The organism is Arthrobacter sp. MYb214 (assembly GCF_002979865.1).
GTDB lineage: Bacteria > Actinomycetota > Actinomycetes > Actinomycetales > Micrococcaceae > Glutamicibacter.
The window spans coordinates 120,253-146,851 of record NZ_PCPZ01000005.1 but is presented as its reverse complement, the minus strand read 5'-3'; the positions used below and the strand labels follow the sequence as shown (position 1 = coordinate 146,851).

Genomic DNA, 26,599 nt, shown 5'->3' with positions numbered 1-26,599 from the left:
CAACCTTTCAGTTTGAGCGCGGGAGCCGGCTAGGCGCGGACGGACTGGTTGGCTTCGGCGGCGAGCATGCCGTCAAGAATGCGGCGAACCCACATGCCGCCGGCATCGATGTTCAGGTTGTAGAACTCGTAGTCTGGGTTGGCATCAATGGCTTTCTGCTGGGCCTTGAGCATCGCCTCGTCTTCGCCGAAGACCCCATGCACCCCATCACGCAGCTGGGTGGTGATCAGCTGGCTGTCCAGGCAGTAGTTGCGCATGAACGCCCAGAAGTAATGCGAGGAACGATCAGTTTCCGGGGTGATCGTGTTCATGACGAATCCATTGACTCCTTGGCTGCGGTCGCCTTCAGGCGCGCCGGTTCCAGCCTTGGCTACGCCGACGTCAATGGTAATCGTTGCCGGCGCTTCGAAGTGGATGATCTGCCAGCGGTCCACCTTGCCTTCGAAACCCGGGAACTTGTCGCGCATGTTCTTCAGCCAGAATGGCGGTGCGTCGATATTGTGCATCCAGCGTGTGACGGTGACCTTGTTGCCTTCATGAGTGGTGATGAATTCCGAGTCGCTCAGCTCATCTTGGCCGATCGAGGAGGAATGCACGAATTCCTCATGGGTCAGGTCCATCAGGTTGTCCAGGATCAGCTGGTAGTTGCAATCGGCGGCAATGGTCATGCCGTCGCCTGCCCATTGTTCGGAAGACATCTGGTGCATGTCCGGGACCAGCTCCGGGTCGGCCAAGGTGGGGTCGCCCATCCAGATCCAGACATAGCGGTAGCGCTCAACAATAGGGAAGGAAGGAACAGTAGCCGAAGGATTGATGGTTTCCTGGGCCGGCATCGAGACGCACCGGCCAGCGGAGTTGTAGACGATGCCGTGGTATGGGCACTGCAACCCGTCCTTTCCCACGGTTTTGCCCATGGATAGCGGAGCCAAGCGGTGCCAGCAGGAGTCAGCCAGTGCAACGGCCTTGCCATCTTCGGTGCGATACAGGGCAACCGGGCGCTTGGCAATGGTGCGCGACATCGGCTTGCGGGTGACCTCGTGATCCCAGGCGGCTACGTACCAGGCATTCAGCGGATGGTCCATGATCTTGGCGGTGGTGGTGCTCTTGGCGGCAACCTCGGTCATGACGGTCCTCTCGATTGCGGACCCGGCAGTGCTCGGCGATGGCGGATCCAATATGTGGTTTGCCCAAAGGCGGAATATGAGAAACTATCTATGCACATAGATAGTTCGCATGCCATTAGACTAGCTATATAGATAGTGATACGCAACACATTTCTGGAAAGGGGCGGTTTTGAGTCTTCGCAACGCGCTGCTTTCACTGCTGACAGTTGAACCAATGACCGGCTATGACCTGTACAAAGTCTTCGAATCGTCGGTCGGGCACGTCTGGCACGCCCCGGATTCGCAGATCTACCCCGAGCTGAAACGCATGGAATCCGAAGGTCTCATTGCAGGGCAGGATGTGCCTTGGGGTCCACGCGGAAAGAAACGGCAATACACCATCACCCGGGATGGCGTCACCCAATTCAAGGATTGGATGAACACGCCCCTGGAGTACGCACGCACCCGCGATCCCGCGCATCTCAAGGCTGCCTACCTGGAATGGGCGGAACCCGAGGCCGCGCGCGAGCAGATGCGCGGGCATATCGCTCATCACCGGTCATTGCTCAACCAATGGCAAGAACGCATCGCGGAATTGGAGCAAGGCAGCAACTCCATGCTCACCAAGCGCTTGAAGAACACGCCGCGCGAGGAGTGGGAGGCCACTGTTGCCTACAAACGATTCACCTATGAAGGCCTGATCGCCCGGGCAGAAGCTGAAATCCAGTGGGCTACGCGCGGGCTGGAACTCATCGACCTGCTGAACCCCTAGGCTGCCGGCCGGCGCAATAAAGCCGCCGACCCGGCACGGATCGGCGGCTCAGAGCGCTACTTGGGATTCGTCAAGAACTTCGTCTTGGCCTCTTCGGGGCGATGCCCTTGCTTGGCCTTCTGGATTTCCGCGTAGACATGGTGGCGAAGCTCGGTGAATCGCGGCAGCGACCGGGTTTCCAGCTGGTCGCGCTCCGCCGGCAGATCGATCAGGATATCCTCCTGCACCACGGTTGGCGAAGAAGACAAGATGATCACGCGCTGGCCCAGGTAGATCGACTCGTCGATGTCGTGGGTTACGAACAGCACGGTGACCCCCAGCTTCTTCCAGACATTGCGGATCAGGTCCTCGAGGTCTGCGCGGGTCTGCGCATCAACGGCCGCGAATGGCTCATCCATCAGCAATACCTCTGGCTGGTAGGCCACCGCGCGGGCGATCGCCACGCGCTGCTGCATGCCGCCGGAGAGCTGCCACGGGTAGGACTTGGGCACATGGCTCAGCCCCACGGCTTCCAGCGCATCGTCCACCAATTTCTTGCGTTCGGCCTTCGGGACGCCGGCGTTCTTCAGCGGCAGTTCGACATTGTCCGCCACGCGCAGCCACGGGAACAGCGACCGGCCGTATTCTTGGAAGACCACGGCCATTTTCTTCGGCGGTCCGGTGACTTTCTGCCCGTCCAGCAGCACCTCGCCGCTGGTGGCGCCCAGCAAGCCGGCAATGCACTTGAGCAATGTGGTCTTGCCCGAACCGGAAGGACCGACCAGGCACACCAGCTCGCCATGCCCCAGGTCAAAGGTGAGGTCCCGGACCGCTTCGATATCGCCGCCGTCGGTGTGGTAGACCTTCTTCAGCCCCCGGACCGAGAGCAGCGCTTCGCCTTCTGGCAGGGTGCGCCCGCCGGCGGTTCCATTCTGGCTAGACAGCATTTTCAACCTCTTTCAGACCGTTGTACCAGCGCAGGACGCGGCGTTCGATCCACTGGAATATAAATGACATGATGACCCCGATCAGGCCCAGCACCACGATGCCGGACCACATTTCCGGTACGGCGAAGGAACGCTGGAACTGGACGATCGCGAAGCCCAGCCCGGAGGAGGATGCGAACATCTCGGAGATGACCATAAGGATCAGCCCGATCGACAAGCACTGGCGGATGCCAGCCATGATGGTCGGGGTGGCGCTTGGCAGCACCTGGTAGCGAATCCGGGCTAAACCGCTGATGCCATAGGAGCGGCTGGTTTCGTTCTGCACCGGATCGATGGCGCGAACGCCCTCAATGGTGTTCAGCAGCACCGGCCAAATCGCGCCGGAGATGATCACCGCGATCTTCATGCCGTCGTTAATGCCAACCAAGAGCATCAGCACCGGAATCAGCACCGGCGGCGGCAAAGCACGGAAGAACTCGAACACCGGTTCGGTAATCGCCCGGGCGGTGCGGTTCATGCCGACGAGCAACCCGAGCAGCACACCGAGCACAATGGCCCCGAGCACGCCGAGAACCAGGCGCTGGACGCTTGGCAGGACGTCGGTGAACATGCGTTCGCCAACCCAGGTCTCGATGAAGGTCTTGCCCAAGTCTGCCGGGGTAGGAACGAAGAAGCTCGCTCCACCAAGGGTTGCCGCGACCCACCAGAGGATGAGCAGAACCGGCAATGCCAGAATGAAGGAAATCGACTTCAGGAGTTTCATGCGGCGTTCTCTCCCCGGACTGAGGCGTGCCAGGAAAGCACGCGCTTTTCGATGATGCGCATGCACAGGTTGATTGCCACGCCCAGCAGGCCGGTGGCAACAATCAGCGCGTACATTCCGGCGATTGCGCCGCCTGACTGCGCCAGCTGGATTTCCTTGCCCAGACCCGGTGCGCCGATGATCAGTTCCGCAGTAATCGCCAGGATCAGTGCCACGGCAGCGCCCAGCCGGATGCCAGTCATCAGGTAAGGGAGCATGGTCGGGAAGATGACGTCGCGGATGCGCTGGATCTGGGAGAATCCATAGGATCTCGCGGTCTGCATCGCCACATTATCCACGTCTGCAACTCCATAGAGCACCTGGATCAACACCTGCCAGAAGCAGGCATAGATGATCAGCATCAGCGAGGATTCGATTTTCGTGCCGAACAAAAGCACCGCGAGCGGGATCAATGCCACCGACGGAATTGGACGCAGGAACTCGATGGTGGAGTTGGTCGCACGACGCAGGAAGCTCGACATGCCGATTACCAAGCCCAGTACCAGCGCCAGCAGCACCGCTGCGGCCAGGCCGATGAACCATGCCAGCATGGTTTCCCCCACCGCGACCCAGAAGGCGGTCAAGGCAAGATCAGCGAACAGCGTCATCAGCACTTCGGAGGCGGGCGGCAGGTAAGCCGCCTCGACAATTCCAAGAGCCGGGACCAGTTCCCAGATCCCCAGGAAGGTCACGATGCCAATCAATCCCCAAAAGCCATTGGGGAATTTCGAGCCCGATTTCCTGCGCTTGGCTTGGCGCGCCTCAGCCGGCGCTGTGCTAGTGATGGCACTCATGGCAGGAGCTTCTCCAGGTCGACTGGCTTGGACAGGGTGCCATAGCTCAGTGCCGCATCGCCGAGTTCTTGCACGGCCTCGCGGTTGAAGTCAGGGCGGAAGCGCGGCAGCACCATATCGGCGCGGACCTCCTCGCTGATCTTGGTGTAGGTTCCGACAACTTCGCGGACCTCGTCAGGGTTCTCCTGCGCATACTGAAGCGACTTGTCCATCGCCTTGGTGAACTTCTCGGTCACCTCGGGATTTTCCTGGGCGTACTGCGCAGAAGTGAAGTAGCCGGCAACATCCAGCTCCGGATCGAATTCGGCGAAGTTCGCAGAGAGCATTTTCGCTCCGGCGTCCAAGGCCGTACTCTGGAACGGCTCCAGGATCCAGGCGGCATCGACGATGCCGTTTTCCAGTGCAGCAGGAGCATCGGGGAAAGGAACCTCGACGAACTCGATGCTTGCCGGGTCTCCCCCGTCTTCTTCGACAATTGACTTGATGGTGGTATCGCCGATGTTCGACAGGTTATTGACCGAGACCTTCTTGCCGGCCAAGTCCTTGGGCGAAGAAATCTTGGAATCATTTTTGACCAGCACGGACCCGACGTCGGATTTCACATCACCTGTGGTGGAGATGCCATTGGCGACGAACTTCATGTCCAGTCCCTTGTCGTTGGCGACCATTACCGAGATCAGATTGGAGAAGGCGAAGTCATAGCTCCCGGATTGGATGCCCGGGACGATAGCCGAACCGCCAGTTGCGGTTTCGATTTCCAAGTCCAGGCCTTCTTCGGCGAAGAAGCCCTTGGATTCTCCCAGCCAGATTGGTGCGGTATCGACGATGGGGATTACCCCGACGGTGATTTTTTCCAGCGAGCCATCTGATCCTGCAGCATCTTCCCCGGTCGAGCCGCCGCTAGGCGAACCGGAGCTGCAGGCAGCAAGCGCGAGGACTGATAGCGAAGCGAGTGCGAGCTTGAGCGAGTGTTTCATGGCAACTACCCCCAATTGAGTGTCATTGCTGCTGCGGCGTCCGGAATCTGGAACCGCAGCAGCAATAGCGTGAAGTTGTGGAATTACTTGGCGATGAGGTTGTTCATGTCTGGGGCCTTCTCCAGGAATTCGAACTTGGCGGCCAGATCTCCGAGCTTTGCCAGTTCCTCAATTGGGGTTTCCGCTTCCCAGGTTTCCATGAGCAAGCCTTCGGCTACCTTGGCATCCATATTGATGAAGTCTGGCAACATGGCCCTGGCGGCATCCGGATCACTATCGGAGGCCGGCAGTACTTCCGCCATAGCTGCCTTCCACTTGGAAATGACTTCCGGATTCTCTTCAGCGAACTGGCCGCTGGTGAACGTCACCATGGTTGGCAGCCCCGGAATTGCTTCTTGGTTTGGATAGCCAAGCAGTTCGTTGTCCTTATCGCCCAAAGCACGCGAGAGGAACGGCTCTGGAAGCCAGACGGCGTCAACGTTGCCGCGATCCAGCTGCGCCTCCATGTCCGGGAAAGGCATTTCGCTGAACTTCAGGTCTTTCGGATTGGCTCCAGCCATTTCTGCGGATTCCATAATCGTCAGGTCGCCCTGGGTACGCAACGCGTTGACCGATGTGGTTTTTCCAGCCAGATCTTCCCAGCCGCCGATGCCCGAGTCCTTGCGCACAACTACTCCATTGACATCCTCCCCATCAGCCTTGGAAGCGGAATAGCCGGTGACGATCTTCATGTCCAGGCCTTTGTCCGCAGCGGTCATCACCGATAGCGGATTGCCCACGGCAATGGCCAATTCTCCGGTGGATACCGCTGGGAGCATCGCGGCACCGGCGTTGGAAGTGCTCAGTTCTACATCCAGGCCATGCTTTTCAAAGGTCCCGGCGTCGATACCCTGCTGCACTGCAACCGACGGTGCGATTGGCAGAATGCCTACGGTGATTTTGGTGAGCGAGCCATCCTCGGCGGCGGCGGATGTGCTTCCCTCTGATTCTGTCGAGCCGGACAGCGAACCTCCGCCACAGCCCACCAGGCCGAGTGACAGGACCGCTGCGCCTGCAAGCAGTGTAGACCAGCGCTTTTTCATATTTCCCCCTAGAAAGCCATTGCCGCAACCCCGAGTGGCGGGTCGAAGAAAGTGTGTGATTTGAACCACAATTCAAGACTAAGCCAACTATTGAGAATGTCAATGGTTGATTTTATGATGATTTATTCTCTGCGTATGGGCGGTATCTTGCACTTATGCAAACGTGAGGCCACGGAATCCGCCACGAAGCCGTGGAGCGCTCAGCTGAACCGCTTGCGCAAGTCGGCTTTGCGTATCTTGCCGCTTGCGGTGCGCGGCAACTCATCCAGGAAGACCGAGGTGCGCGGTATCTTGTAGCGCGCCAAGCGTCCGTCGAGATACGTCACAACATCCTCTTCGCCCAGAGAGCTACCGGACTTCAGCACAATGACTGCACGCGGGACTTCGCCCCACTTCTCGTCAGGGACGCCAATCACTGCCACTGATTCAATTTCAGGTAGTCCCATAATGGCTTGCTCGACTTCGGCAGGATAGATGTTCTCCCCGCCGGAAATGATCATGTCCTTAAGCCTGTCCGAGATGAACAGGAAGCCTTCTTCATCCACGTGGCCGATATCCCCGGAACGGAACCAGCCAGATTCATGGAACGCCCCTGAGGTAGCATCGGGACGGCCCCAATACTCCTTGATCACGTTGGGGCCGCTGATCAGGATCTCGCCAACCTCGCCGGCTGGCACCTCATTGCCCAGCGAGTCCGCGATGCGAATGTCGGTGAAGAAATGGGGCAGGCCGGCCGAACCCATTTTCAGTCGGGAGTACATTGCCTGGAGCATGGTGGCGCCGGGCGCAGTTTCGGTCAGGCCATAGCCGCCACTGAATCCGAGCCCACGCGCTTCATAGGCTTCAAGGACACGTAGCGGCACAGCGGAGCCTCCGCAGGTGAGCATCTCCAATGAAGACAAATCCGTTTCCTCCCATTTTTCATGCTCGGCTAGCAATTGGAAGGTCGTTGGGACGCCCGAGAGCTGGGTGACCTGGTAGCGCTCCACCGCATCCAGCACGGCAGCGGGATCAAAACGCTCCTGGAGGACCACTGTTCCTCCCTTGAGCAGCATCGGCAAGGCGCCCATGCCCAGCGCCGCTACATGGAAGAGCGGTGCAATGAGCAAAACAACAGATCTGCTGGTGACATCGTAGTCAACGATGACATTGTAGGAATTCCACGTCATGTTGGCATGCGTGAGCACCGCGCCCTTCGGCGTTCCGGTAGTGCCCGACGTATAGAGGATGATGGCTGGATCCTCTAACTCGACGGCGATATCGTCGTGACCGCTGCGCCCTGCCTGAAGGGCCCGTTCATAGGATGAGTCCGCGCACGGAACCGAAGCGACTTCCCAGGCGGTACTGACCGGGCTGCCTTCGATGGATACATGCGCTTCGCTGGCGAAGTTCTCGACATAGATCAGCACCTCGCTGCCTGAATCGCGCAGCGCAAAGTTCAGTTCCCGCGGCGCCAGACGCACATTGAGCGGAACGAACAACGCCCCAAGCTGGGTAACGGCGAACATGGTTTCCAGGTACGCAGCATGGTTGGCGCCAAGAAACGCTACACGGCTACCGCGGGCGACTCCGCTGGCCGCCAAGGCACTGCTGAGCTTGTCGATGCGTTCTGCCAGCTGCGCGTAGCTCAAGCCGACTCCCGCATGAATCACCGCAACCTGCTGCGCGGATTTCATCCGACGCCGGTGAATCCAGTTGCCAAACCCCTTATTCAACATCTGCCACTCTTTTCATTAGGTCGTACGTTGCCGTTGCGGCTCTAGCTCAGCTGGCTCTTTACCTAGGCGTAGAAGCGGTAGAGGCCCCGGGAGACCACGGCCGGCTTCGTGCCGCCTTCGACTTCGATGACCTGGTCCACTGCAATCTGGTATCCGCCCTTGACCTCTTCCACCTCGGCGATAACCGCCTTCATGCGGATCTTGGAACCCACCGGTACGGGCGAAGGGAATCGAACTTTTTCCAGGCCGTAGTTCACCTTGGTCTTCACGCCGGTGACATCGAAAAGCTCGGTCCAGAACGCAATCTGCAGGCTCAAGGTAAGGTAGCCGTGGGCAATCGGGCCACCGAAAGGGCCTTCCTTGGCCTTCTGCGGATCGGTGTGGATCCACTGGTGATCATCAGTGGCGTCAGCGAAGGTGTTGATTTGTTCCTGTGTGACCACGCGGTATTCGCTGTAGCCCAGGTCCTTGCCCTGGGCGCTGGCGAGGTCTGCGTAATCCAAAACGGTTGGTGCCATGATATTTCTCCTCTAGATGGGTTCTTTGGTTGCTCGAGTTCGCGAATGCCGCTTTAGCGGAATGCGCTGACACCGGTAATCGCGCGTCCGATAATTAGTGAATTGATCTCGTGTGTGCCTTCATACGAGTAGATCGCTTCGGCGTCGGCATGGTGGCGCGCTACGTTGTTCTCCAGCAAGATGCCGTTGCCGCCGCAGACCTCTCGGGCGAGGGCTGCCGTTTCGCGTAGCATGCGTGCGGTGAACATCTTGGCCATGGCCGAGTTTTCATCGCGGTAGATGCCCGCATCCTGCTGCTGGGTCAGCCGCACCACCAAAGCCAGGCTCGCGGTGGCGTTGGAGAGCATATGCGCCAGCTTTTCCTGGATCAGCTGGAATGAACCCAGCGGCTTGCCGAATTGGCTACGGCTGGCAACGTAGTCGCGAGCCGATTCGTACGCGCCGAAGCAAACGCCTGTGGCAATCCAGGCGACGTCTGAGCGCATGTTGCGCAGGCAGGCCGCTACGTCGGCAAAGGAGTTGATCTTGGCCAGTCGCCCGCTGGCTGGCACCCAGACATTCCCCAGCTCGATGTCGGCGTTCTGCATAATGCGCAGGCTGGTCTTTCCCGGAATTTTCCTGATTTCCATGCCCGGCGCGTCCGTTGGAACCAAGAAGCATTTGATCTGCGAATCGGCTGCGTCGCGGGCAAATACTGCCAGCACGTCCGCTTGGCTCGCGCCCCCGATCCAGCGCTTCTGCCCATTGATCACCCAGCCAGCCACACCATCGCGTTGCTCCTGCTTGGCCGAGGTGGCTAGCCCTCCGGCAATATCCGAACCGTGTTCTGGCTCGGTCAGGGCGAACACTCCCTTGCAGGCAAAAGATGTGATCCGCGGCTCAAGCACGGCTACCTGCTCCGCACTTCCACCCAGGTTGACGGTGGTCCGGAATAGGCCGGACTGCGCGTTGTAGTAAGTCGCTACGGAGGCATCCATGCGTCCCAGCTCGAAATTGCGGAAGCCCGAGTAAAGCGCGGAAGGCTTCTGGCCCGTGACAAGCACTTCGGCCGGGTTCATCAGATCAGCATCGATCAGCGGTGCCACGATCTGTTCCGGGAATTCTCCGCGTTCCCAATAGTCATCGACTATCGGACCCACATGTTCTGCCAAAAGGGAACGCAAACGGTCCAGGGCCGCACGCTCAGCGTCGGTGAGCAGGTCCTTGAATCCATAGAAATCACTAGTTGCTGCCGGTTGGATCATTCTTCTATCCCCAACACGCGCAGTGCATTGCCCTTCAGGATTCCCGGTCTCACCGAGTCCTTCAACTCCAATTCTGCAAAGGCCCCCAGCCACTTCTCCGGGGTAATCAAGGGAAAGTCCGTGCCGAACAACAGCTTGCGCGACAGCACGTTATTGCCCATCTTCACCAAGGAGCTGGGGAAATACTTGGGGCTCCAACCGGATAAATCGATGTAGACATTGGCCTTGTGCGTGGCAATGGAGTTCGCTTCATCCTGCCATGGAACCGAGGGGTGAGCCATGATGATGACCAGGTTCGGGAAGTCCGCGGCCACATCGTCGAGCAGCAGCGGATTGGAGTAACGCAGCTTAATGCCCCGACCGCCAGGCAGCCCTGCTCCCATGCCGTTCTGCCCTGTGTGCAAAATGCATGGGAGGCCTAGCTCCTGGAGCTTTTCCCATAGCGGGTAGAACGCTTCATCGCTGGGATCGAATCCCTGGAGCGAGGGGTGGAATTTGAAGCCGCGCACTCCGAGCTGTTCAGCCTGGTACTGCGCATCGCCGATGGCTTCGGCTCCTCGGCGGGGATCGACCGAGCCAAAGGGAATAAGCACGTCATTATTTCGGGCGCAGCCCTGGACCAAGTCCTCAATGGAGTTCGGATCATGCCCGAGCGCGGTGCGTGCATCAACGGTGAACACCACGGCAGCCATGTTCGACTCGCGATAAAGCTGCGCAATGCGATCAATGGAGGGTGTACGCTCCGATGATTTGAAATACGCTGCCGACGCTTCGAAAAGATCCTCCGGCATTGCCTTGTGGCCGCATTCGTCGACTTCAAGGTGCACATGCATGTCGATGGCTTCAAGCGAAGCGAAATCGATGCCCAGTTCATAACGCAAAGTCATAATGATTCCCCCAGTTCCCTACTTGACTGGTTCCGGGCGCAGTTCTTCCGGAAGTTCCGGGAACTTCTCCCCAACGGACTGCTGGTGGGATCCGAAGCGCGCAGGGAATTCATTGGCCAGCGTTTCATAGTCCCATCCGCCGTCGTGCAGCTCGGTGACCACAGCTTCAGGGTGGCTCCAGACCTGCAGGCGGTCCCCGCCGACTCCAATGGCCTGGCCGTTGATCTCTGCAGCCGCGTCCGAGGCCAGGTAGGCGATCAGGCCGGCCACATCATCTGCGGTGCCAAAGCCCAGATCCTTGCGGAAGAAGTCCGGCATCGCTTCGCCGCGCTCGTCGGCTTCCACGGCAGCTGCAAAGAATGGAACGGTTTTGGTCATTTCGGTGGCTGCCACCGGGATCACTGCGTTGGCAGTAACCCCGGCTCGTTTCATTTCCAGGGCCCAGGTGCGCACCATGCCGACAATGCCGGCCTTTGCCGCCGCGTAATTGCTCTGGCCGAAGTTGCCGCGCTGGCCGGTCGGCGAACCAATTGCAATGATGCGTCCGGAGACATTGTTTTCCTTGAAATACCCGTAGGCCTCACGCACGCAGGTGAAAGTGCCGCGCAAGTGGACGTTGATCACCAGATCAAAATCTTCGTCGGTCATCTTCAGCAGGGACTTGTCACGCAGCACACCCGCATTGGTGACCAGAATATCCAGGCGACCGAAGTTCTCGACAGCGCCGGCAACCAGCACCTTCGCGGCCTCGGTCGTACCTACCGCCGCCGCAACTCCCGCCGCCGTGCCACCGGCTTCGGTAATGGAAGCAACCGCAGCATCCACGGCCGCAGGATCGACATCATTGACAATCACCGAGGCTCCCTGACGCGCCAGTTCTTGCGCATAGCTCAGGCCCAGTCCGCGTCCGCTTCCGGTCACGATGGCAACTTTTCCTGCTAGGGACATGAGAACTCCAATTCGGTGAGGTGTTTCAATTGCTCCACTTGGAAGAAAAGTGGGAACCTTGACTACATACATAAGAACTTTAATCCTTGAGAAAGTCAATGGTTTATTTTTTCATGAAAAGTGGGGACAATGGGATGACTAGCAAAATCACCGCCAAATCAGCGAAGGAAGAACTGTTCATGAAATGCGACCTCGTTCAGGAGCTGAACTTCCTAGTGGCGCGCATGCGCTCCCTGGGTTCGACCCGGGCCAACCATGCGCTGAAGCCACTCGGCCTCAAGGTGCGTTCCTACTCGGTACTTTCCTTGGCGTGCAGCGACATCACCCCCACCCAACGCGATCTCGCTGAATTTCTCGCGCTCGATCCAAGCCAGATCGTGCCACTAGTGGACGGGCTGGAAACCAGTGGACTAGTCTCCCGAATTCCAGATCCCAGCGACCGCCGCTCCAAGGTGATAGTAGCCACCGCGGCCGGCCGGAAGCTCTACGCGCAGGCGCGCAAGATCACCAGGCAAAACGAGGACGAGACCTTGGAAGCGCTAACCCCGCAGGAGCGGCTGCAGCTGCGCGATCTGCTATCCCGGGTAGCGCTGGCTGACGCGGAGTAGCACCCCATTTTTCTCATTCATTGAGAACCCGGCTGTCTGCCCGATCACATGCGCCGCATCATGAGGGAAGTTCTTATTACTTCCTTAGACCAGATGCATCGGTCCGGCAACGCAGCCGGCAGCGCGGCTCTGGTCCAGACGCTAGCGAGGCAGGTCCCATGGCTCAGAATCCGCGCATTCTCAAGACCAAGGTCGGCATCATCGGCGGCGGTCCAGCAGGGCTCATGCTCTCCCACCTGCTGGCCGCATCCGGCATCGAGAACATCGTCGTGGAAATGCGCGACCACGAGGCCATCCGCAACACCCACCGCGCGGGCATCCTCGAAGCCCAGGCTGTCAAGATGCTCACCGAGTCCGGCGTGGATGGACGGGTCCTGACCCACGGCGACGAGCACGCCGGCATCGACCTGCGCTTCAACGGCGAATCCCACCCGCTGGACTTCCGCGATCTGGTCGACGCCACCGTCACCCTGTACGCGCAGAACGAGGTCTTCGTTGACCTGGCCGCGGCGCGCCAGCGCGACCAGGGCGACGTGCGGTACTCCTGCGAAGTCACCGAGATCCTGGACATGGAGACCTCCACCCCGAAGTTCCGCTTCACCGATGAGCAGGGCAACCTCTTCGAGGTGCACGCCGATGTGATCGTCGGCGCCGACGGCTCGCGCTCCTTCGCCCGCCGCCAAATGCCCGAAACGCTGCGCAAGGATTTCAAGGTTGCCTACCCCTTCGCCTGGTTCGGCATCCTCACCGAGGCGCCGAAGTCCGCGCCGGAACTGGTCTACGCGAACTCCCCGCACGGCTTCGCGCTGATCTCCCAGCGCAGCGAAACGGTACAGCGCATGTACTTCCAATGCGACCCGAACGAGGACGTGAATGCCTGGAGCGATGACCGCATCTGGGCCGAGCTGCAAAAGCGCGTGGACGGGCCGGATAATTTCCAGTTGAAAACCGGCGAGATCTTCGACAAGACCGTGCTGGGCTTCCGCTCCTTCGTGCGCGAACCCCTCTCCCACGGGCGGATGTTCCTGATCGGCGATGCCGGGCACACCGTCCCGCCCACCGGAGCCAAGGGCCTAAACCTGGCCTTCGCCGATGTGAAGGTGCTCTTCGAGGCGCTGGATTCCTTCTTCTCCACCGGCAGCGAACGGCTGCTGGACGGCTATTCGGACCTGGCGTTGAAGCGGGTCTGGAAGGCGCAGAACTTCTCCTACTGGATGACCTCCATGCTGCACACCCCGGTAGGCGGGGACCCTTTCATGGCCAAGCGCGCCCTGGGCGAACTGGAAACGGTCACCTCCTCGCGCTTCGGCCAGCAGTACCTGGCCGAGTCCTACACCGGCTGGCCCCACGCTTAGCCTTCGCCCTTCCCAAGCATTTCCTCCACCACGCCCGTACGCCCCCTTCGAAAGGAGCACGCAGTGAGCACCGAAACCACAGCTAACGAGTCGTTCAGCGATTCCCCCGTGCTGGACCCCGCAGCCACGACGCTCTCGCAAGAATCCATCAGCCAGGAAATCGCCGATATCCATGCGGCCTACCGCCAGTCGGTGGTCGAGGGCAAGAAAGCCGAGACCCAGCCGCGCATCGACTTCGCGCCCTACCGTTCCTCGCTGCTGCGCCACCCGACCAAGAACCTGCGCCACGTGGACCCGGAAACCATTGAGCTGCACTCCCCGGCCTTCGGCCAGCGCGACGTGCACGCGCTGGAATCGGATCTGACGATCCAGCACAACGGCGAGCCGATCGGCGAGCGCATCGTGGTCGCCGGCCGCGTGCTCGATGGCGACGGCCGCCCGGTGGCCGGGCAGCTGGTGGAAATCTGGCAGGCCAATGCCGCCGGACGCTACATCCACAAGCGCGACCAGCATCCGGCCCCGATCGATCCGAACTTCACCGGCGTGGGACGCGCCATCACCGGCCCGAACGGCGAATACTCCTTCACCACCATCAAGCCGGCACCCTACCCGTGGAAGAACCACCACAACGCCTGGCGCCCGGCGCACATCCATTTCTCGCTGTTCGGCACCGACTTCACCCAGCGCATGATCACCCAGATGTACTTCCCGGGCGACCCGCTGTTCAGCCTCGACCCGATCTACCAGGCGATCACCGACAAGGAAGCGCGCGACCGCCTGGTCGCCAGCTACGACCATTCGCTGACGACCCATGAATGGGCTACCGGCTACAACTGGGACATCGTACTCACCGGCGCCAACCGCACCTGGATGGAAGATGAAGAGGGAGACCACTAGCATGGCTCAGGCACCAGAACTGAAGCTGGCCCCCACACCGGGGCAGACCATCGGCCCGTTCTACGGCTACGCGTTGCCCTATGAGAAGGGCAATGAGCTGGCCAGCCAGGCCCATCCCCGCTCGGTGCGCCTGCACGGGATGGTCTATGACGGCAACGGCGAGGCCATTCCGGACGCCCTGCTGGAAATCTGGCAGGCCGACGAGAACGGCAATGTCGTTTCCCGCGATGGCTCGCTGGTTCGCGACGGCTACACCTTCACCGGATGGGGGCGCGTGGCGGTGGATAACGTCGGGCACTACACCTTCACCACCGTGAACCCGGGCGCTACCGAAGAGGGCAAGGCCCCGTTCATCATGCTCGCGGTTTTCGCCCGCGGCCTGCTCAATCGCCTGTTCACCCGCATCTACCTGCCGGAGGACACCGAAGCGCTGGCTAGAGACCCGTTGCTGTCATCGCTGGGCGAAGCAGAACGCGCAACGCTGATTGCTGCTCGCGAAGACGACGGCTCGCTGCGCTTTGATATCCGCCTGCAAGGCGAGAACGAAACGGTGTTCCTCTCCTACCCGCGCGAGAGCTAGTTGCCACCGCGACACCCCGCTGGATTGCCCCAGTGCCCGCACTGTTACGGGCGTTGGAGCGCCCGGCGGGGTGTTGCCCGTTGCCGGGCACTACAGTTCTAGATAGACGGCTTATACGCTCAACAGCTAAGAATCGAGGCACCGAATGGATGGCGCAGACTACGGCGTGCTGGCCCCCGCCTGGGCAGGAACTGCGGCCGCGGCCTTGGCCAGCGATGCGTCTTTCGTCCAAGCCATGCTGGATGCCGAAGCCGGATGGGTGCAGGTCCAGGCGGATGCCGGCCTGTGCAGCGTCCAGGATGCGCAGGCCGTGCGCGAGGTGGCCCGCGCGGACCGCTACGACCTGGCCTTGCTGGCCTCCAGAACACCGGATGGGGCCAATGCGCTCATCCCGCTGCTGGGCATGATGCGCGACCTGCTCAAGCACGACGGGGCCGCGGCAACTGCGGGCACCGCGTTGCACCGCGGTGCCACCAGCCAGGACATCATCGACACAGCGCTGATGCTGGTCCTGTCCAAGACGCTCACGCTCACGCTGGCAGATCTGCGCAGCACCGCTGGCGGGTTGGCTGCCCTGGCGCAGGCCCACCGCGGGACCGTGTGCATTGCCCGCTCGCTGACCCAGCATGCGCTGCCCACCACCTTGGGCTGGAAAGCGGCCAGCTGGCTCTCGGCCGTGCTGGATGCCGAGCAGCAGCTGGATGCCGCGGCGCGGCAGCTGCGCTTGCAATGGGGCGGTGCGGTGGGCACGCTCGCCTCCCTGGAGCAGCTGCTCTCCGGCCAGCCGGAGACAACGGCCACAAGCCAGTCGCTGTCCTCGGATCTGGCGGCCCTGCTGGGCCTGGAGGATCCGGGAACGCCCTGGCACACCAACCGCATGCCGATTCTCCAGCTTGGCTCCGCACTGGGTGCGGCCATTGCCGCGCTGGGGACCCTGGGCGCTGATGTGCTCACCGCCTCCCGTCCGGAAATCGGCGAGCTGTCCGAACCTCGCGAGGCCGGCAAGGGCGGCTCCTCGGCCATGCCGCAGAAGCAGAACCCGGTGCGCTCGGTACTGCTGCGCAATGCGGCATTCAGCGCCCCCGGATTGCTCTCCACCCTGTTCACTGCTGCCGGCACCGCGGTGGATGAACGCCCCGATGGCGGCTGGCACGCCGAATGGAGTGCCCTGCGCGAACTGGCCCGGCTGGCATCAGGGGCGGCATTCCACGCTTCGTTCCTGGCCAACGGCCTGGGAGTGGATCGCGCTGCCATCGAGCGGAACCTCGCCCTGGGCGGAGATGCCGTGCTCTCCGAACGACTCGCTGCCGCCCTGGCTGATCTGGTGGTCGGCGGAAAACCGGCCATCCAGGCATTGGTGCGCCGCAGCCTCGACGAGGGCATTTCCCTGCGCGATCTGCTGCGCCTGGAAATCTCCGTGCATGACTTGAACGACCAGGACCTCTACGAATTATTTGATCCAGCTGGCTACCTCGGTGCCGCGGATCGCTTCACCGAAACCGTACTCGCCGATTACTCGGCACGGAAGGAATCATGGCAGTCCCGCAACTAACCCCCTCCTTGCTGCACACCGACAAGGCACTTCCCACCCTCATCGTCGGCCCCTCGCTGGGCACTGCGGCCCTGCCGCTGTGGGCTCCGGCCTTGCCTTACCTCAAGGACAAGTTCCAGGTCATCGCCTGGGACCTGCCGGGGCACGGCGAAAGCAAGCCGTCCACCGAAGCCTTCTCGCTGGCCGAACTGGCTACCGGCGTCACCAAGGCCGTCGAGGCGCTGCGTGCCGACGGCGTCATCTCCGAGGGCAGCAAGCTGTACTACGCCGGAGTGTCGGTCGGCGGGGCCACCGCCCTGCAGCTGGCCGTGGACCACGCCGGCTTCTTCGACGCGTTGTCCTCCATCTGCTCTGCGGCGAAGATCGGCACCCCCGACGGGTGGACCGACCGTGCCGAGCTGGTCGCCAAGGCCGGCACCCCGACCATGGTCGCCGGTTCTGCCGAGCGCTGGTTCGCACCGGGATTCATCGAGAAGGAGCCGGTGATCAGCACCGAGCTGCTGCACAGCCTGCAGAACGCTGACCGCTTCGCCTACGCCCACGCCTGCGGCGCCTTGGCAGGATTCGACGTGCGCGGGCAGCTGGCTTCAACCAGCGACCCGATCATTGCCATCAACGGCGCACAGGACCAGGTGTGCCCTCCGGCAGACGCGGAGTTCATCGCCGAAAATGCACCCCGCGGAACCATGGCGGTCATCGATTCGGCCGCCCACCTGGCCCCGGCCGAAGCACCCGAAGAGACCGCGGCCTTGCTGGCCGAGTTCTTGCTGGCCAACTAGAAGCGAGGACTTGCAGAAATGGCTGATTCACCGCGCCTTCCCGGCGATACCTATGATGCTGGCATGGAGGTACGCCGCCAGGTGCTGGGCAACGAGCACGTTGAGCGTTCCACCAGGAACTCGAATGAGTTCACCGACGAATTCCAGGAAATGATCACCCGCTACGCATGGGGCACCATCTGGACCCGCGACGGCCTGCCGCGCACTACCCGCAGCGCCATCACGCTGACCGCAATGATCGCCGGCGGCTACTGGGAAGAACTGGAAATGCATGTGCACGCGGCCCTGCGCAATGGCATGGCTCCCGAAGAAATCAAGGAAGTCTTCTTGCAGTGCGCCATCTACTGTTCCGTTCCGGCGGCGAACGTGGCGTTCAAGGTCGGCAAGAAGGTGCTGGAGGAGTACGCGGCAGCCGAAGGCCACTAGCGGTGGCACCGCGCCGCTAGCGGCGCGCCGCCGCGGCTTGCCGGATCGAGTGCAGCAGAGCCCACGGGACGATGCCGCTGGTGCGCGGGTTGCGTGGCGAGGGGTGGTTCTTGATCGAGAAGCTGTACTCGCCGGCTGGGCCGCGCGCCTCGACTCGGTGCTCGGTCAGGCCTGCCTCCGGGTCGGCGATCAATCTGGCTGTCACCGCATCCCAATCCCCCACAGCCAACGCCACCGCCGCGGCCACATTCAATGACTTCGGGAAGTCCTGGGCCGCTGCCGCGGCTGGACCGCGAAATACCTCTACCGGTCCGGCGGCCTGCTCCAATTCACCGCGCCGCTGCGCATCCATCCACGGCTGCACCAAGGTGGCCGGCAGCTTGCGCGTCGTCACCAGCACCTGGTCGATGCCGCCCATCCGGGCAGCCGCGCCCAGCAGGTCCAATCCGCCGATGGCCCCGGCAGTGCTGGAAAAGCGTCCAGGTCCGGCGGCCTGCACTTGCGCGGCGAACTCCGGGTCAGCCAGCGCTCCCATGGAACTGGCCAGCAGGTCAACCCCACAGGCCAGGATGCGCACCGCATTCTCGCGCAGGGCTTGCTGGCCCGCGCATTCGACCACCAGGTCGCAGCGCTCCAGGGCCGACTCCCAGCTCAGCTGCTCATGCTCCAGCCCGGTTTGCGGACGGCGCAGGATCACCCCTTCGAGCTGGGCACCGTGCACCGTCCCGGCTGCCAGTTGCTCCGCCACCACGGAGCCGATCGCCCCGTGGCCCAGTATTCCCACCCGATACATGCTGCCCGTGGCCATGCCCGTCCTGTCCGAAAAGATCGATGTAAGCTACCGCCAGCTTAGGCCAGCTCGCAGGCTCGGCACGAACTGCCAGCTGGCCAGGGTGCGGGCCGTTGCCGCTAGTGCCGGGAAGCGGTCGAATGGTCCGTGCGTTCCATGAGCCGGGAGGCGCCATATCCGATGAGGATGCCCCAGAAGGCGGCATGGATGTTGAACAGGTCCAGGCCGGAAATGGTTACCACGAACGTCACGAGGGCGCCCAGGGTGAATTTGGTGGCGAAGGCCGTCACAAAGGCCTGCTGCAGGGCCTTGAGCATGGCGATGCCTCCCAAGGCCAGCACGAAAGCCTCTGGGGTGGCCAGCATGAAGCGCGTCAGCGTTGGAGCGAACAGGGCGAAGAGCAGGGACAGGAGGCCATAGACCACCGCTGCGGTGTACTGGCGGTGCTTTTCGCCAGATGATGTGAGCAACGCGTTGGTTGGCCCGGTGACGCAGGCGGACACCGCACCGAAGCATGCGTTCAGGATCGAGAACCCGCCCGAGGCCAGCGCAAAGGCATTGACCGGGGGACGGTGCCCGGCAGAGCGCAGCACCGCGACACCCTGGCCGTTCTGCACAATCAGCACGGTGATGGCCAACGGCACTACCAGTTCCAGCTGCGCAGCCCAGCTGAATTCCGGAGCGGTGAACACCGGGGTGGCCAGCACGGGCCCGCCAGCTGCGTCCAACGCGAACTGGCCGCTGGCGGCCACCGCGATGACCCCGGCGATCAGCGTGCCCAGCACCGGGGGAATTCTTCTGCCCAGCGCCGGCACCGCAGCGAGCAGGACGAAGACCAGCACCATGGGGCCGGCCAACACCGGGTTGGCTTGGGTGGACGAGACGATGTCGGTGCCGAAGCGCAAGAAAACCGCGGCCACCATGGCCATCACAATCGGCATGGGTATGGCCGCCATGATCCGGCGCACCACCCCGGTAGCGCCCAAGGCCAGGACCAGTACCCCGGAGACGAAGAACGCCCCGACCACTTCGGGGAAGGACAGGTGCTGCAGCGAAGGGCCCAGCAGCACCGTGCCGGGGATGGACCAGGCGAATCCCAGCGGCTGGCGGTAGAGCAGGGACATCACGATGGTCGCCAACCCGGCGGAGAGGAAGATCCCGCAGACCCAGGAAGCCATCTCGGCCTGGGACAGCCCGCCAGCGGCACCCACCGCAAGGGTGACCGCGATGGGGCCCGAGGCGGAGAACACCAGCCCGATCACGCCATTGCTGGCATATACCCCGCCCACGTCGCGCAGCAGGTCGCGGATTCCGGCAGGCCGTTGCGCGGCCCGCTCCAGCAGCGGTTCGCGTGGTGCTCGCGCAGCTGCTGGAGCCGATTCGCGGGTGGGCAGGTTATCGGCGGGTTTGGGCATGTGCGCTCCTGGGCGATGGTGGCAGTGGCATTAATAGTCCACCACCATTGCACGGCTCCAGGGGCCGTGGGACGTGGCGCATTGATCCGGGGTATGGCAGTCCTAGGATAGTTCGGGCTGCTAGCTGCCACTGCACGCAGGGCTAGGATAAGACCGGGGCGATGCGGCCCGCGGATGAAAGGAATGCAGGGATGAATTCCAATACCGAGCTCGGCGAATTCCTCAAGGCACGGCGGGCCCTGATCAGCCCGGCAGGCGATGGCGGTCCCCGGCGACGCGTGCCTGGCCTGCGCCGCGAAGAGGTTGCGGTCCTGGCCGGCGTGAGCACCGACTACTACACCCGGCTGGAACAGGGCCGGCACAAGCGCCCTTCCGAATCCGTGCTCGGCGCGTTGGCCAAGGCCCTGGAACTGGATGAGACGGCGGCCGGGCATTTGTTCAATCTGGCCCGCTCGGTCTCCGGTTCCGGGCGCAACATCCCGTCGAGCAGCATCCAGCGGGTACGCCCCTCATTGCATCAGCTGCTGGATTCCTTCACCGGGCATCCGGCCTTCATCCGCGGACGGCGTACCGAGGTGCTGTGCATGAATGCGCTGGCCGCCAGCCTGCTCACCGACTTCCTCGCCAAGCCGGTGCGCCACCGCAGCCTGATCCGCTGGGCCTTTCTGGATCCCGAAGCCAGGCAGCGCTACGCCGACTGGGAGCAGATCGCCGCCTCGATGGTCGGCACCTTGCGCCTGGATGCCGGGCGCCATCCGCATGATCCGCTGCTCGCGCAGCTGGTCGGAGAGCTGTCCATGAACAGCGAAGAATTCCGCACCTGGTGGGCCGATCACCGGGTGGTCGAGCGGCGGGACGGGATCAAGCGGTTCAACCATCCCCAGGTGGGCTATCTGGAGGTCAACTACGAGGCCTTGGACGTGACCGGGGCACCAGACCAGACCCTGTTCATCTACACCACCGACCCGGGCTCGGACTCCGAAGCGAAGCTGCGCGATCTGGCCGCGCTGCTCAACGGCCAGGGACCGGCACCCGAAGCCTAGCTGCGTGCTGGGATCAGCGATTTGCCGAGCCAGCTGCGCTCCAGCTCGTTGAGCGGGCGTGACGAGACGCCATCGGTTGCCAGCGGCACCATGACCGTGGTCGAGTCGAATACCGGCTGCCCGTCCTGGTAGCCGATGCCCCGCACGGTGAAGGACTTGTTGCCCAGCCGGCTGATGCCCATGCGGATGAGCATCTCGGGCTGGTAGTACAGCGGGCGCAGGTAGTCGATCTGGATGGATGCCACCACGGTGCCGAATTCGAAACGGCCTGTTGTCCCGGCCTCGCGCGTCCAGCGGATGCGGGCTTCTTCCATCAGGGTCACGATGCGCGCATTGTTCACATGGCCCAGGGCGTCCTGGTCCGACCAGCGCAGCTGCAAGATGACTTCGGTAGCCGCGGCCAGTTCATCGTTTGTCGTTTCGCTCATGGAACCCATTGCACCAGAAACCCGGGCTGGCTACTGCGCCCGTGACGGCTCATGAACTTGGGCCATCGCCGGAAGGCACCCAGCGTGCATCCTCGTTGTTGGCGTCCAGGCAGATCCATTCCTGTGCAGGCCCGTAGCACCGCAGCTCATCGGTGAACCAGAACGTCTGGTCCGGGTCCCACCCGGCGATCACGCTGGCGTATTTATCATCGATGTCGAGGCATTGCCCGGCGAGCGCCAGATAGGCGCCGATGCCCAGATGCACCCCGTCGTAATCGCGCGCCACGGCCAGCCAGTCGGGGGTCTTCCATGCGCCGTCGCGCCCGGTGGCCAGGTACCAGTCGTGGCGCTTGTGCGCGGTGACCTCGATGCCGTGCTCGCGGCAGAGCCGGATCCAGTCCTCGGCCGTGGCGATCTCCAGCACCTTGGCTGCGGGAGGCACGCTCGTGAACCTGACGCTGGCTTGCTCCCATCCGAAACCGTCTTCCACGCAACTCAGGCCCACTGGCTCCCGGTCTGGGAACACACCGGTAGTGGAGGGCAGGCGGCTGCTGGGCTTGGACCACCATTCCCCGCCGAAGCTGCCCAGCGGGGTGCTGCTCATTTCGGCGGCATCGCGGGCTTCGGTCGCCAGGATGCCAGCCCTCCACTCCTGCAGTATGCCCGGGGCATTGCTGCCGGGAGCCTGCGTCCTGCCCTGCGGGTCATGCTGGTCGAATTCGACCTGGAATTGGTTGCGCAGATCCACGGTATCCAGCCACCAGGCCGCGAGCCCGCTGTCCGCCAGGTGCCGGGCCACGCGCTCAAGCGGCGCGGCCAGTTCCGGCAACGCCAGCAGGGTGTCTTCCCCATCCGGTTCCTGCCAATAGCGGGCACTGTCGACCGAGCGGACCAGCGCTTGCTGCAGCAGCGCTGCGGTGGCCGGAACCAAAGTGGTGCCGTCCAGGCGCCGGGCGATCTGCTGGACACTGGTTTCGGGCATGCTGGATTCATCCGCGCCAAACAGGCCAACGCTTTCGCCGCGTTCTACCGCTACGTGATACGCGGCGTAGAACATCGCCGCATGCAGCGGATGCTCCCCGAACGCCGGTAGCAGCTCCTCTTCGCTGGCAGTGGCGAACTCCCACAGCATCCTGCGCCCGCGCGCGCCTGCCATGAGCGCCTGCACTAGTTCCATCTGCGCCACTTCATTTCACTGGTTCGAAAACAGTAAATCCCGCCAAGACAGTCGATAACTATTTACGGGATCGATTATTAGACATTACCTGAGCAGGGGTTGCAATTCACCTGCCATTGGCACCGTGGAAGACGGCCGGCCAAGGGGCCGGCAGATTGTCCCCACCCGGAGGAACGTTCGTGAAAATCTTCGCTCGACCCGGCAAAACCAATCATCTCACCCCACTGCATCTCACCGCCGGAAGCCTAGTTGCCATTGCAGCTTCCACCGCATTCATCGGCGCCACCCCGGAACTCGAGGCAGTGCCTGCCGCCAAGTCCGCCGCGGACTGGAGCTCCTCGGCCTACCGCGGGTCAGTCGAGGTGATCCCGGCAGGAACTGGCCGCAGCGGCACCGCGCAAGAGACGCTCGACGGAGTGGTCTTCGAGGATCGCAACAAGAACTCCACGCAGGATGCCAACGAGCCTGGCCTACCGAACGTCACGGTTTCCAACGGCCGCGACGTCGTGGCCACCGATGGGCAGGGACGCTACGAACTTCCGGCCTACAACAACATGACCGCGTTCGTCACCCAGCCCCGGGGCTTCCAGGTTCCGGTCGACGACGACAACGTCGCCCAATTCTTCTACACCCACCTGCCTGAAGGCTCCCCGGACCTGAAGTACGACGGCATCGCCCCGACCGGGCCGCTGCCCGAGGCAGTCAACTTCCCGCTGGTGGCCAGCAGCGCCACGCAATCGCCCGAGCAGAGCTGCGTCATCGGTGCGGATGTGCAGACCTATACCCAGCAGGAAGTCGAGTACGCCAGGGAAGGCGCTTTCGCCGATCTGGCGGCCCGCACCGACTACACCGGCTGCGGCGCCTTGTTCATCGGCGACCTCGTGGGCGATGACCTGACCTTCTTCCACCAGACCCGAGAACTGTCCTCCATGCTCAACGGTCCGGCCCGGTTCCTGCCGGGCAACCACGACATCGACTACGACTCGCTGGACGGGCAGCACGAGTACGATTCCTTCCGCGCCCAGTTCGGTCCGGAGTACTACTCCTACGACACGGGCAAGACTCACGTCATCGCCCTGAGCACCATCGATTACCCGACTGCGGTTCCGGCCAAGAAGAGCGACTACACCTACGATCTGGGCAAGCGCCAGCTGCAGTGGCTGCGCGCGGACCTGGCCGAGGTACCCGAGAACAAGGCCATCGTCCTGGCCGGGCACAGCCCCCTGCTGGAGTTCTTCTACAGCGACGAGCATTCCACCAAGCTGGTCCGGGAGATCTACGAATTGCTGGAAGGACGCGAGGTCGTTTCCCTGGGCGGGCACACCCACATGTCAGAGAACCTGCGCGCCGGGGACCTGATGGATGGCTGGCGCGACGAGGTCGGCGAGGCAGGCCTGCCGTTCACGCACTTGACTGTCCCGGCCATTTCCGGGCAGTGGTATGACGGACGGGTTATCGAGAACGGCTACCCGACTTCCATCCAGCGCGACGGGACCCCTCCGGGAGTGCTCACCTTGGACATCAAGAACACCAAGATCACCGAGCGCTTCACCGTGACCGGCGGGGATGCCAGCAAGCAGATGTCCCTGGGCTTGAACACCCCGGCGTACCGGCAGTGGTACGAGGAGAATCTGGAAAAGGAGCGCGGCACGGTTCCGGCCCTGGATGACCCGTTGGCGGTGAGCCGGCAGGGACTGGCCGAGGACACCTGGCTGACCACGAACTTCTGGATGGGCAGCACCGGCTCCGCTGTCGAGGTCTCCATCGACGGCCAGGACCCGGTTGCGGCCGAGCGGACGCAGAAAATGGCCGGCGAACGCCCGCTGTCAGGCGCCGAGTACTCGGATCCGGCGGCCATCGCCGAGCAATTCGTCCATGGCGGCGGCTTCGCCGAGAAGACCAGCCACTTGTGGCGCTTAGAACTGCCAGATGATCTCTCCGTCGGGGCGCACACGGCCACGGTGACTGCCACCGACGTGCATGGGCGTTCTTTCACCGAGGAATTGGATTTCACGGTCATCGGGTAGCGCCATCCTTCGAGCTGGTGCCTGCATGAGCAGGCACCAGCTTTTTGTTACGCCCGCAGTGGGACAGCATCGGCTGCAGGTGCCTAGGATGAATCCATGCGCATTGCAATCCTGGATGATTACCACAACGTGGCCCGCTCGCTGGCCGATTTCGACGGCCTCGCCGTCGCCCTGGACGCCGAAGTCACGGTCTTCACCGAGCACCTGGGCCACGAGGACAGTACCGTCGTCCAGGCGCTGCAGCCCTTCGACGCCATCGTCGCCATGCGCGAACGCACGCCTTTCCCGGCCGCCCGGCTGGCTGCGCTGCCCAACCTGAAGCTGCTGGTCACCACCGGCCGCCGCAACGGATCCATCGACCTGCAGGCTGCCAAGAACCAGGGCATCGTGGTCAGCCACACCGGCTACGTGGCTACCGATGCCGCCGAGCACACCTGGGCGCTGATCCTCAGCGCCGCACGCCGACTGGACGTGGAGCTGTTTTCCGCGGACCGCCCGCTGGCGGCTGGCTCGGGCTGGCAGACCACTTTCGGACTGGGCCTGTCCGGCAAGACCCTGGGCGTCTACGGCCTGGGAAATCTGGGAGCGAAGGTTGCGAAGGTCGGCTTGGCCTTCGGCATGCGGGTCATCGCCTACAGCCAGAATCTCACCAAGGCCCGCGCCACCGAAGTGGGCGTGGAACTGGTCTCCGAAGCCGAGCTGTTCTCCACCAGCGACATCGTCACCGTGCATCTGAAGCTCTCGGAGCGCAGCACCGGGGTCATCGGACCCAAACAGCTGGCGTGGATGCGTCCCGATTCCATCCTGGTCAACACCTCGCGCAGCAGGATCGTGCAGACCGACGCGCTCATCGACGCGCTGGACAGCCGGCAGCTGCACCTGGCCGCGGTGGATGTTTTCGACGTGGAACCGCTGCCGGCCAAGGACCGGCTGGCCGCTACCCGGGGCGTGATTGCCACCCCGCATATCGGCTATGTAACCATCGAGCAGTTCGAGATGTTCTACCGCGACGCGGTGGAAGACATCCGCGCGTGGGCTAGCGGCGCACCGATCCGGGTGCTGGCCTAGGGACCTGCGGCCGCGGCACGAAGTAGTAGTGCAGGATCGCCACGACGGCGGCCCATGCGGCCCCGATCAGCAACCCCACCAGCACGTCAGAGACCCAGTGGTGCCCGATGTAGATTCGCGAAGCTCCCATCGCCAGGACGAATAGCGCCGCGACGATGGAGATCAGGTACGCGTAGCGGCGCAGCCCGTAGATGATCGCCAGGTAGCTGGCGATGCCGATCAGCGCGGCCGAGTTCAGCGTGTGCCCGCTGGGGAACGAAAAGGTCTGCGGCGGCGCCGGGCCTCCGGGAACGCCTTGGGGACGCGGCACCTGGAGGCTCGTCTTGAGAATAACGGTCAGCAGGACCGAGACCAGTGCAGTGAACGCGATGGCCGCCAACGGCCACGCGCTGCGGGTTTTCCAGCACAGCAATGAGGTGATCACCAGCATGATCATGGTCATTCCCGGTGTGGATCCCCAGAAGTACAAGAAGTCGGAGACCGCAAACAGGAACGGCGACTGGTGCTCCAGTGCCCATTGGTAGGCAGGGGCATCCAGATCCCTGGCCCAGCCGCCCGCGTGCAGGGAGACCAGCACCCTGCGGGTGAAGTAGAACATGGCGACAACCAGCCCGAAAATGATCCACAGCACCTGTGCGCCGCGGGAACGTTGGCCTTGCCGGAAATACCATGAGGATCGCATG

The 26,599-nt window shown here is 62.6% G+C and carries 27 protein-coding genes; 11 read left to right on the top strand and 16 right to left on the bottom strand.

Annotated features, from left to right (window positions below):
- Positions 1 to 29: 29 nt before the first annotated feature.
- Positions 30 to 1,124 (bottom strand): Rieske 2Fe-2S domain-containing protein, encoded by a 1,095-nt coding sequence (locus CQ012_RS13480; RefSeq protein ID WP_102598619.1) that lies wholly within the window; start codon positions 1,122 to 1,124, stop codon positions 30 to 32.
- A gap of 169 nt (positions 1,125 to 1,293) precedes the next feature.
- On the opposite strand from CQ012_RS13480, the gene CQ012_RS13475 reads away from it, so the two are divergent.
- The gene (locus tag CQ012_RS13475) at positions 1,294 to 1,875 is read left to right on the top strand and encodes a PadR family transcriptional regulator (RefSeq protein ID WP_102598620.1); all 582 of its coding nucleotides are present in this window, start codon (positions 1,294 to 1,296) and stop codon (positions 1,873 to 1,875) included.
- A 56-nt stretch (positions 1,876 to 1,931) separates the two neighbouring features.
- Here CQ012_RS13475 and CQ012_RS13470 read toward each other — a convergent pair whose 3' ends face one another.
- The 10 genes from CQ012_RS13470 to CQ012_RS13425 form a co-directional block, all read right to left on the bottom strand.
- Entirely contained in the window at positions 1,932 to 2,801 is an 870-nt protein-coding gene (locus tag CQ012_RS13470) for an ABC transporter ATP-binding protein (RefSeq protein ID WP_102598621.1), read from the bottom strand.
- Positions 2,791 to 3,513 carry an ABC transporter permease gene (locus CQ012_RS13465; protein ID WP_402697430.1) on the bottom strand — a complete coding sequence of 241 codons (723 nt, stop codon included), beginning with the start codon at positions 3,511 to 3,513 and terminating at the stop codon, positions 2,791 to 2,793. The genes CQ012_RS13470 and CQ012_RS13465 overlap by 11 nt, the downstream gene beginning before the upstream one ends.
- 47 nt (positions 3,514 to 3,560) lie before the next feature.
- Entirely contained in the window at positions 3,561 to 4,397 is an 837-nt protein-coding gene (locus tag CQ012_RS13460) for an ABC transporter permease (RefSeq protein WP_105662448.1), read from the bottom strand.
- Positions 4,394 to 5,374 carry an ABC transporter substrate-binding protein gene (locus tag CQ012_RS13455; RefSeq protein WP_105662447.1) on the bottom strand — a complete coding sequence of 327 codons (981 nt, stop codon included), beginning with the start codon at positions 5,372 to 5,374 and terminating at the stop codon, positions 4,394 to 4,396. Before CQ012_RS13455 ends, CQ012_RS13460 begins: the two co-directional genes overlap by 4 nt.
- Positions 5,375 to 5,457: 83 nt before the next feature.
- Positions 5,458 to 6,456: an ABC transporter substrate-binding protein gene (locus tag CQ012_RS13450; protein ID WP_105662446.1), complete on the bottom strand. Its 999-nt coding sequence runs from the start codon at positions 6,454 to 6,456 to the stop codon at positions 5,458 to 5,460.
- 200 nt (positions 6,457 to 6,656) lie between these two features.
- Entirely contained in the window at positions 6,657 to 8,174 is a 1,518-nt protein-coding gene (locus CQ012_RS13445; RefSeq protein ID WP_105662445.1) for an acyl-CoA synthetase, read from the bottom strand.
- Positions 8,175 to 8,236: 62 nt separating this feature from the next.
- Positions 8,237 to 8,692 carry a MaoC family dehydratase gene (locus tag CQ012_RS13440; protein ID WP_105662444.1) on the bottom strand — a complete coding sequence of 152 codons (456 nt, stop codon included), beginning with the start codon at positions 8,690 to 8,692 and terminating at the stop codon, positions 8,237 to 8,239.
- Between the two features lie 53 nt (positions 8,693 to 8,745).
- Positions 8,746 to 9,936, bottom strand: coding sequence for an acyl-CoA dehydrogenase family protein (locus CQ012_RS13435; RefSeq protein ID WP_105662443.1), 1,191 nt, complete (start codon positions 9,934 to 9,936; stop codon positions 8,746 to 8,748).
- The gene (locus CQ012_RS13430; RefSeq protein ID WP_105662442.1) at positions 9,933 to 10,823 is read right to left on the bottom strand and encodes an amidohydrolase family protein; all 891 of its coding nucleotides are present in this window, start codon (positions 10,821 to 10,823) and stop codon (positions 9,933 to 9,935) included. Before CQ012_RS13430 ends, CQ012_RS13435 begins: the two co-directional genes overlap by 4 nt.
- An 18-nt stretch (positions 10,824 to 10,841) precedes the next feature.
- Positions 10,842 to 11,771: an SDR family NAD(P)-dependent oxidoreductase gene (locus CQ012_RS13425; protein ID WP_105662441.1), complete on the bottom strand. Its 930-nt coding sequence runs from the start codon at positions 11,769 to 11,771 to the stop codon at positions 10,842 to 10,844.
- Positions 11,772 to 11,905: 134 nt separating this feature from the next.
- On the opposite strand from CQ012_RS13425, the gene CQ012_RS13420 reads away from it, so the two are divergent.
- The 7 genes from CQ012_RS13420 (at position 11,906) to pcaC (ending at position 17,968) form a co-directional block, all read left to right on the top strand.
- Entirely contained in the window at positions 11,906 to 12,379 is a 474-nt protein-coding gene (locus CQ012_RS13420; protein WP_105662440.1) for a MarR family winged helix-turn-helix transcriptional regulator, read from the top strand.
- A gap of 158 nt (positions 12,380 to 12,537) precedes the next feature.
- On the top strand, positions 12,538 to 13,734 hold the full coding sequence (locus CQ012_RS13415; RefSeq protein WP_105662439.1) for a 4-hydroxybenzoate 3-monooxygenase: 1,197 nt from the start codon (positions 12,538 to 12,540) through the stop codon (positions 13,732 to 13,734).
- Between the two features lie 63 nt (positions 13,735 to 13,797).
- Complete coding sequence (pcaH, locus tag CQ012_RS13410) at positions 13,798 to 14,631, top strand: protocatechuate 3,4-dioxygenase subunit beta (protein WP_105662438.1); 834 nt, start codon at positions 13,798 to 13,800, stop codon at positions 14,629 to 14,631.
- 1 nt (position 14,632) lies between these two features.
- Positions 14,633 to 15,211, top strand: a complete 579-nt coding sequence (gene pcaG, locus CQ012_RS13405; protein WP_105662437.1) for a protocatechuate 3,4-dioxygenase subunit alpha — start codon at positions 14,633 to 14,635, stop codon at positions 15,209 to 15,211.
- A gap of 145 nt (positions 15,212 to 15,356) precedes the next feature.
- Positions 15,357 to 16,763: a lyase family protein gene (locus CQ012_RS13400; protein WP_105658570.1), complete on the top strand. Its 1,407-nt coding sequence runs from the start codon at positions 15,357 to 15,359 to the stop codon at positions 16,761 to 16,763.
- A complete protein-coding gene (locus tag CQ012_RS13395) occupies positions 16,745 to 17,542 on the top strand; it encodes an alpha/beta fold hydrolase (protein WP_166650807.1) in 798 nt (265 codons plus the stop codon). The genes CQ012_RS13400 and CQ012_RS13395 overlap by 19 nt, the downstream gene beginning before the upstream one ends.
- A gap of 18 nt (positions 17,543 to 17,560) precedes the next feature.
- Positions 17,561 to 17,968, top strand: coding sequence for a 4-carboxymuconolactone decarboxylase (gene pcaC, locus CQ012_RS13390; RefSeq protein ID WP_105658571.1), 408 nt, complete (start codon positions 17,561 to 17,563; stop codon positions 17,966 to 17,968).
- A 16-nt stretch (positions 17,969 to 17,984) separates the two neighbouring features.
- On the opposite strand, the gene CQ012_RS13385 is transcribed toward pcaC, so the two are convergent.
- Together CQ012_RS13385 and CQ012_RS13380 are read right to left on the bottom strand one after the other, a co-directional pair.
- Positions 17,985 to 18,776, bottom strand: coding sequence for an aspartate dehydrogenase domain-containing protein (locus CQ012_RS13385; RefSeq protein ID WP_105658572.1), 792 nt, complete (start codon positions 18,774 to 18,776; stop codon positions 17,985 to 17,987).
- Between the two features lie 101 nt (positions 18,777 to 18,877).
- Positions 18,878 to 20,173, bottom strand: a complete 1,296-nt coding sequence (locus CQ012_RS13380) for a benzoate/H(+) symporter BenE family transporter (RefSeq protein WP_105662436.1) — start codon at positions 20,171 to 20,173, stop codon at positions 18,878 to 18,880.
- Positions 20,174 to 20,364: 191 nt separating this feature from the next.
- Between CQ012_RS13380 and CQ012_RS13375 the strand changes: the two genes are divergently transcribed.
- Complete coding sequence (locus CQ012_RS13375) at positions 20,365 to 21,216, top strand: helix-turn-helix transcriptional regulator (RefSeq protein WP_105658574.1); 852 nt, start codon at positions 20,365 to 20,367, stop codon at positions 21,214 to 21,216.
- Here the strand turns inward: CQ012_RS13375 and CQ012_RS13370 are convergent.
- Positions 21,213 to 21,644, bottom strand: a complete 432-nt coding sequence (locus CQ012_RS13370; RefSeq protein ID WP_105658575.1) for an acyl-CoA thioesterase — start codon at positions 21,642 to 21,644, stop codon at positions 21,213 to 21,215. The two genes, CQ012_RS13375 and CQ012_RS13370, sit on opposite strands and share 4 nt — an antisense overlap.
- A gap of 49 nt (positions 21,645 to 21,693) precedes the next feature.
- A complete protein-coding gene (locus CQ012_RS13365) occupies positions 21,694 to 22,821 on the bottom strand; it encodes a hypothetical protein (RefSeq protein ID WP_105658576.1) in 1,128 nt (375 codons plus the stop codon).
- Positions 22,822 to 23,000: 179 nt separating this feature from the next.
- Between CQ012_RS13365 and CQ012_RS13360 the strand changes: the two genes are divergently transcribed.
- Both CQ012_RS13360 and CQ012_RS13355 read left to right on the top strand, forming a co-directional pair.
- The gene (locus CQ012_RS13360) at positions 23,001 to 24,848 is read left to right on the top strand and encodes a calcineurin-like phosphoesterase C-terminal domain-containing protein (protein WP_105658577.1); all 1,848 of its coding nucleotides are present in this window, start codon (positions 23,001 to 23,003) and stop codon (positions 24,846 to 24,848) included.
- 96 nt (positions 24,849 to 24,944) lie between these two features.
- A complete protein-coding gene (locus tag CQ012_RS13355) occupies positions 24,945 to 25,916 on the top strand; it encodes a D-2-hydroxyacid dehydrogenase family protein (RefSeq protein WP_105658578.1) in 972 nt (323 codons plus the stop codon).
- On the opposite strand, the gene CQ012_RS13350 is transcribed toward CQ012_RS13355, so the two are convergent.
- Positions 25,885 to 26,598, bottom strand: coding sequence for a phosphatase PAP2 family protein (locus CQ012_RS13350; protein ID WP_181148921.1), 714 nt, complete (start codon positions 26,596 to 26,598; stop codon positions 25,885 to 25,887). The two genes, CQ012_RS13355 and CQ012_RS13350, sit on opposite strands and share 32 nt — an antisense overlap.
- Position 26,599: the final 1 nt, after the last annotated feature.

What these genes read in the sequence shown, in the direction of transcription:
- CQ012_RS13480 (WP_102598619.1), bottom strand. Translation starts at nt 1,124, where the DNA reads ATGACCGAGGTTGCCGCCAAGAGCACCACCACCGCCAAGATCATGGAC.
- CQ012_RS13470 (WP_102598621.1), bottom strand. Translation starts at nt 2,801, where the DNA reads ATGCTGTCTAGCCAGAATGGAACCGCCGGCGGGCGCACCCTGCCAGAA.
- CQ012_RS13460 (WP_105662448.1), bottom strand. Translation starts at nt 4,397, where the DNA reads ATGAGTGCCATCACTAGCACAGCGCCGGCTGAGGCGCGCCAAGCCAAG.
- CQ012_RS13455 (WP_105662447.1), bottom strand. Translation starts at nt 5,374, where the DNA reads ATGAAACACTCGCTCAAGCTCGCACTCGCTTCGCTATCAGTCCTCGCG.
- CQ012_RS13450 (WP_105662446.1), bottom strand. Translation starts at nt 6,456, where the DNA reads ATGAAAAAGCGCTGGTCTACACTGCTTGCAGGCGCAGCGGTCCTGTCA.
- CQ012_RS13445 (WP_105662445.1), bottom strand. Translation starts at nt 8,174, where the DNA reads ATGTTGAATAAGGGGTTTGGCAACTGGATTCACCGGCGTCGGATGAAA.
- CQ012_RS13440 (WP_105662444.1), bottom strand. Translation starts at nt 8,692, where the DNA reads ATGGCACCAACCGTTTTGGATTACGCAGACCTCGCCAGCGCCCAGGGC.
- CQ012_RS13435 (WP_105662443.1), bottom strand. Translation starts at nt 9,936, where the DNA reads ATGATCCAACCGGCAGCAACTAGTGATTTCTATGGATTCAAGGACCTG.
- CQ012_RS13430 (WP_105662442.1), bottom strand. Translation starts at nt 10,823, where the DNA reads ATGACTTTGCGTTATGAACTGGGCATCGATTTCGCTTCGCTTGAAGCC.
- CQ012_RS13425 (WP_105662441.1), bottom strand. Translation starts at nt 11,771, where the DNA reads ATGTCCCTAGCAGGAAAAGTTGCCATCGTGACCGGAAGCGGACGCGGA.
- CQ012_RS13420 (WP_105662440.1), top strand. Translation starts at nt 11,906, where the DNA reads ATGACTAGCAAAATCACCGCCAAATCAGCGAAGGAAGAACTGTTCATG.
- CQ012_RS13415 (WP_105662439.1), top strand. Translation starts at nt 12,538, where the DNA reads ATGGCTCAGAATCCGCGCATTCTCAAGACCAAGGTCGGCATCATCGGC.
- pcaG (WP_105662437.1), top strand. Translation starts at nt 14,633, where the DNA reads ATGGCTCAGGCACCAGAACTGAAGCTGGCCCCCACACCGGGGCAGACC.
- CQ012_RS13400 (WP_105658570.1), top strand. Translation starts at nt 15,357, where the DNA reads ATGGATGGCGCAGACTACGGCGTGCTGGCCCCCGCCTGGGCAGGAACT.
- CQ012_RS13395 (WP_166650807.1), top strand. Translation starts at nt 16,745, where the DNA reads ATGGCAGTCCCGCAACTAACCCCCTCCTTGCTGCACACCGACAAGGCA.
- pcaC (WP_105658571.1), top strand. Translation starts at nt 17,561, where the DNA reads ATGGCTGATTCACCGCGCCTTCCCGGCGATACCTATGATGCTGGCATG.
- CQ012_RS13385 (WP_105658572.1), bottom strand. Translation starts at nt 18,776, where the DNA reads ATGGCCACGGGCAGCATGTATCGGGTGGGAATACTGGGCCACGGGGCG.
- CQ012_RS13380 (WP_105662436.1), bottom strand. Translation starts at nt 20,173, where the DNA reads ATGCCCAAACCCGCCGATAACCTGCCCACCCGCGAATCGGCTCCAGCA.
- CQ012_RS13375 (WP_105658574.1), top strand. Translation starts at nt 20,365, where the DNA reads ATGAATTCCAATACCGAGCTCGGCGAATTCCTCAAGGCACGGCGGGCC.
- CQ012_RS13370 (WP_105658575.1), bottom strand. Translation starts at nt 21,644, where the DNA reads ATGAGCGAAACGACAAACGATGAACTGGCCGCGGCTACCGAAGTCATC.
- CQ012_RS13365 (WP_105658576.1), bottom strand. Translation starts at nt 22,821, where the DNA reads ATGGAACTAGTGCAGGCGCTCATGGCAGGCGCGCGCGGGCGCAGGATG.
- CQ012_RS13355 (WP_105658578.1), top strand. Translation starts at nt 24,945, where the DNA reads ATGCGCATTGCAATCCTGGATGATTACCACAACGTGGCCCGCTCGCTG.
- CQ012_RS13350 (WP_181148921.1), bottom strand. Translation starts at nt 26,598, where the DNA reads ATGCGATCCTCATGGTATTTCCGGCAAGGCCAACGTTCCCGCGGCGCA.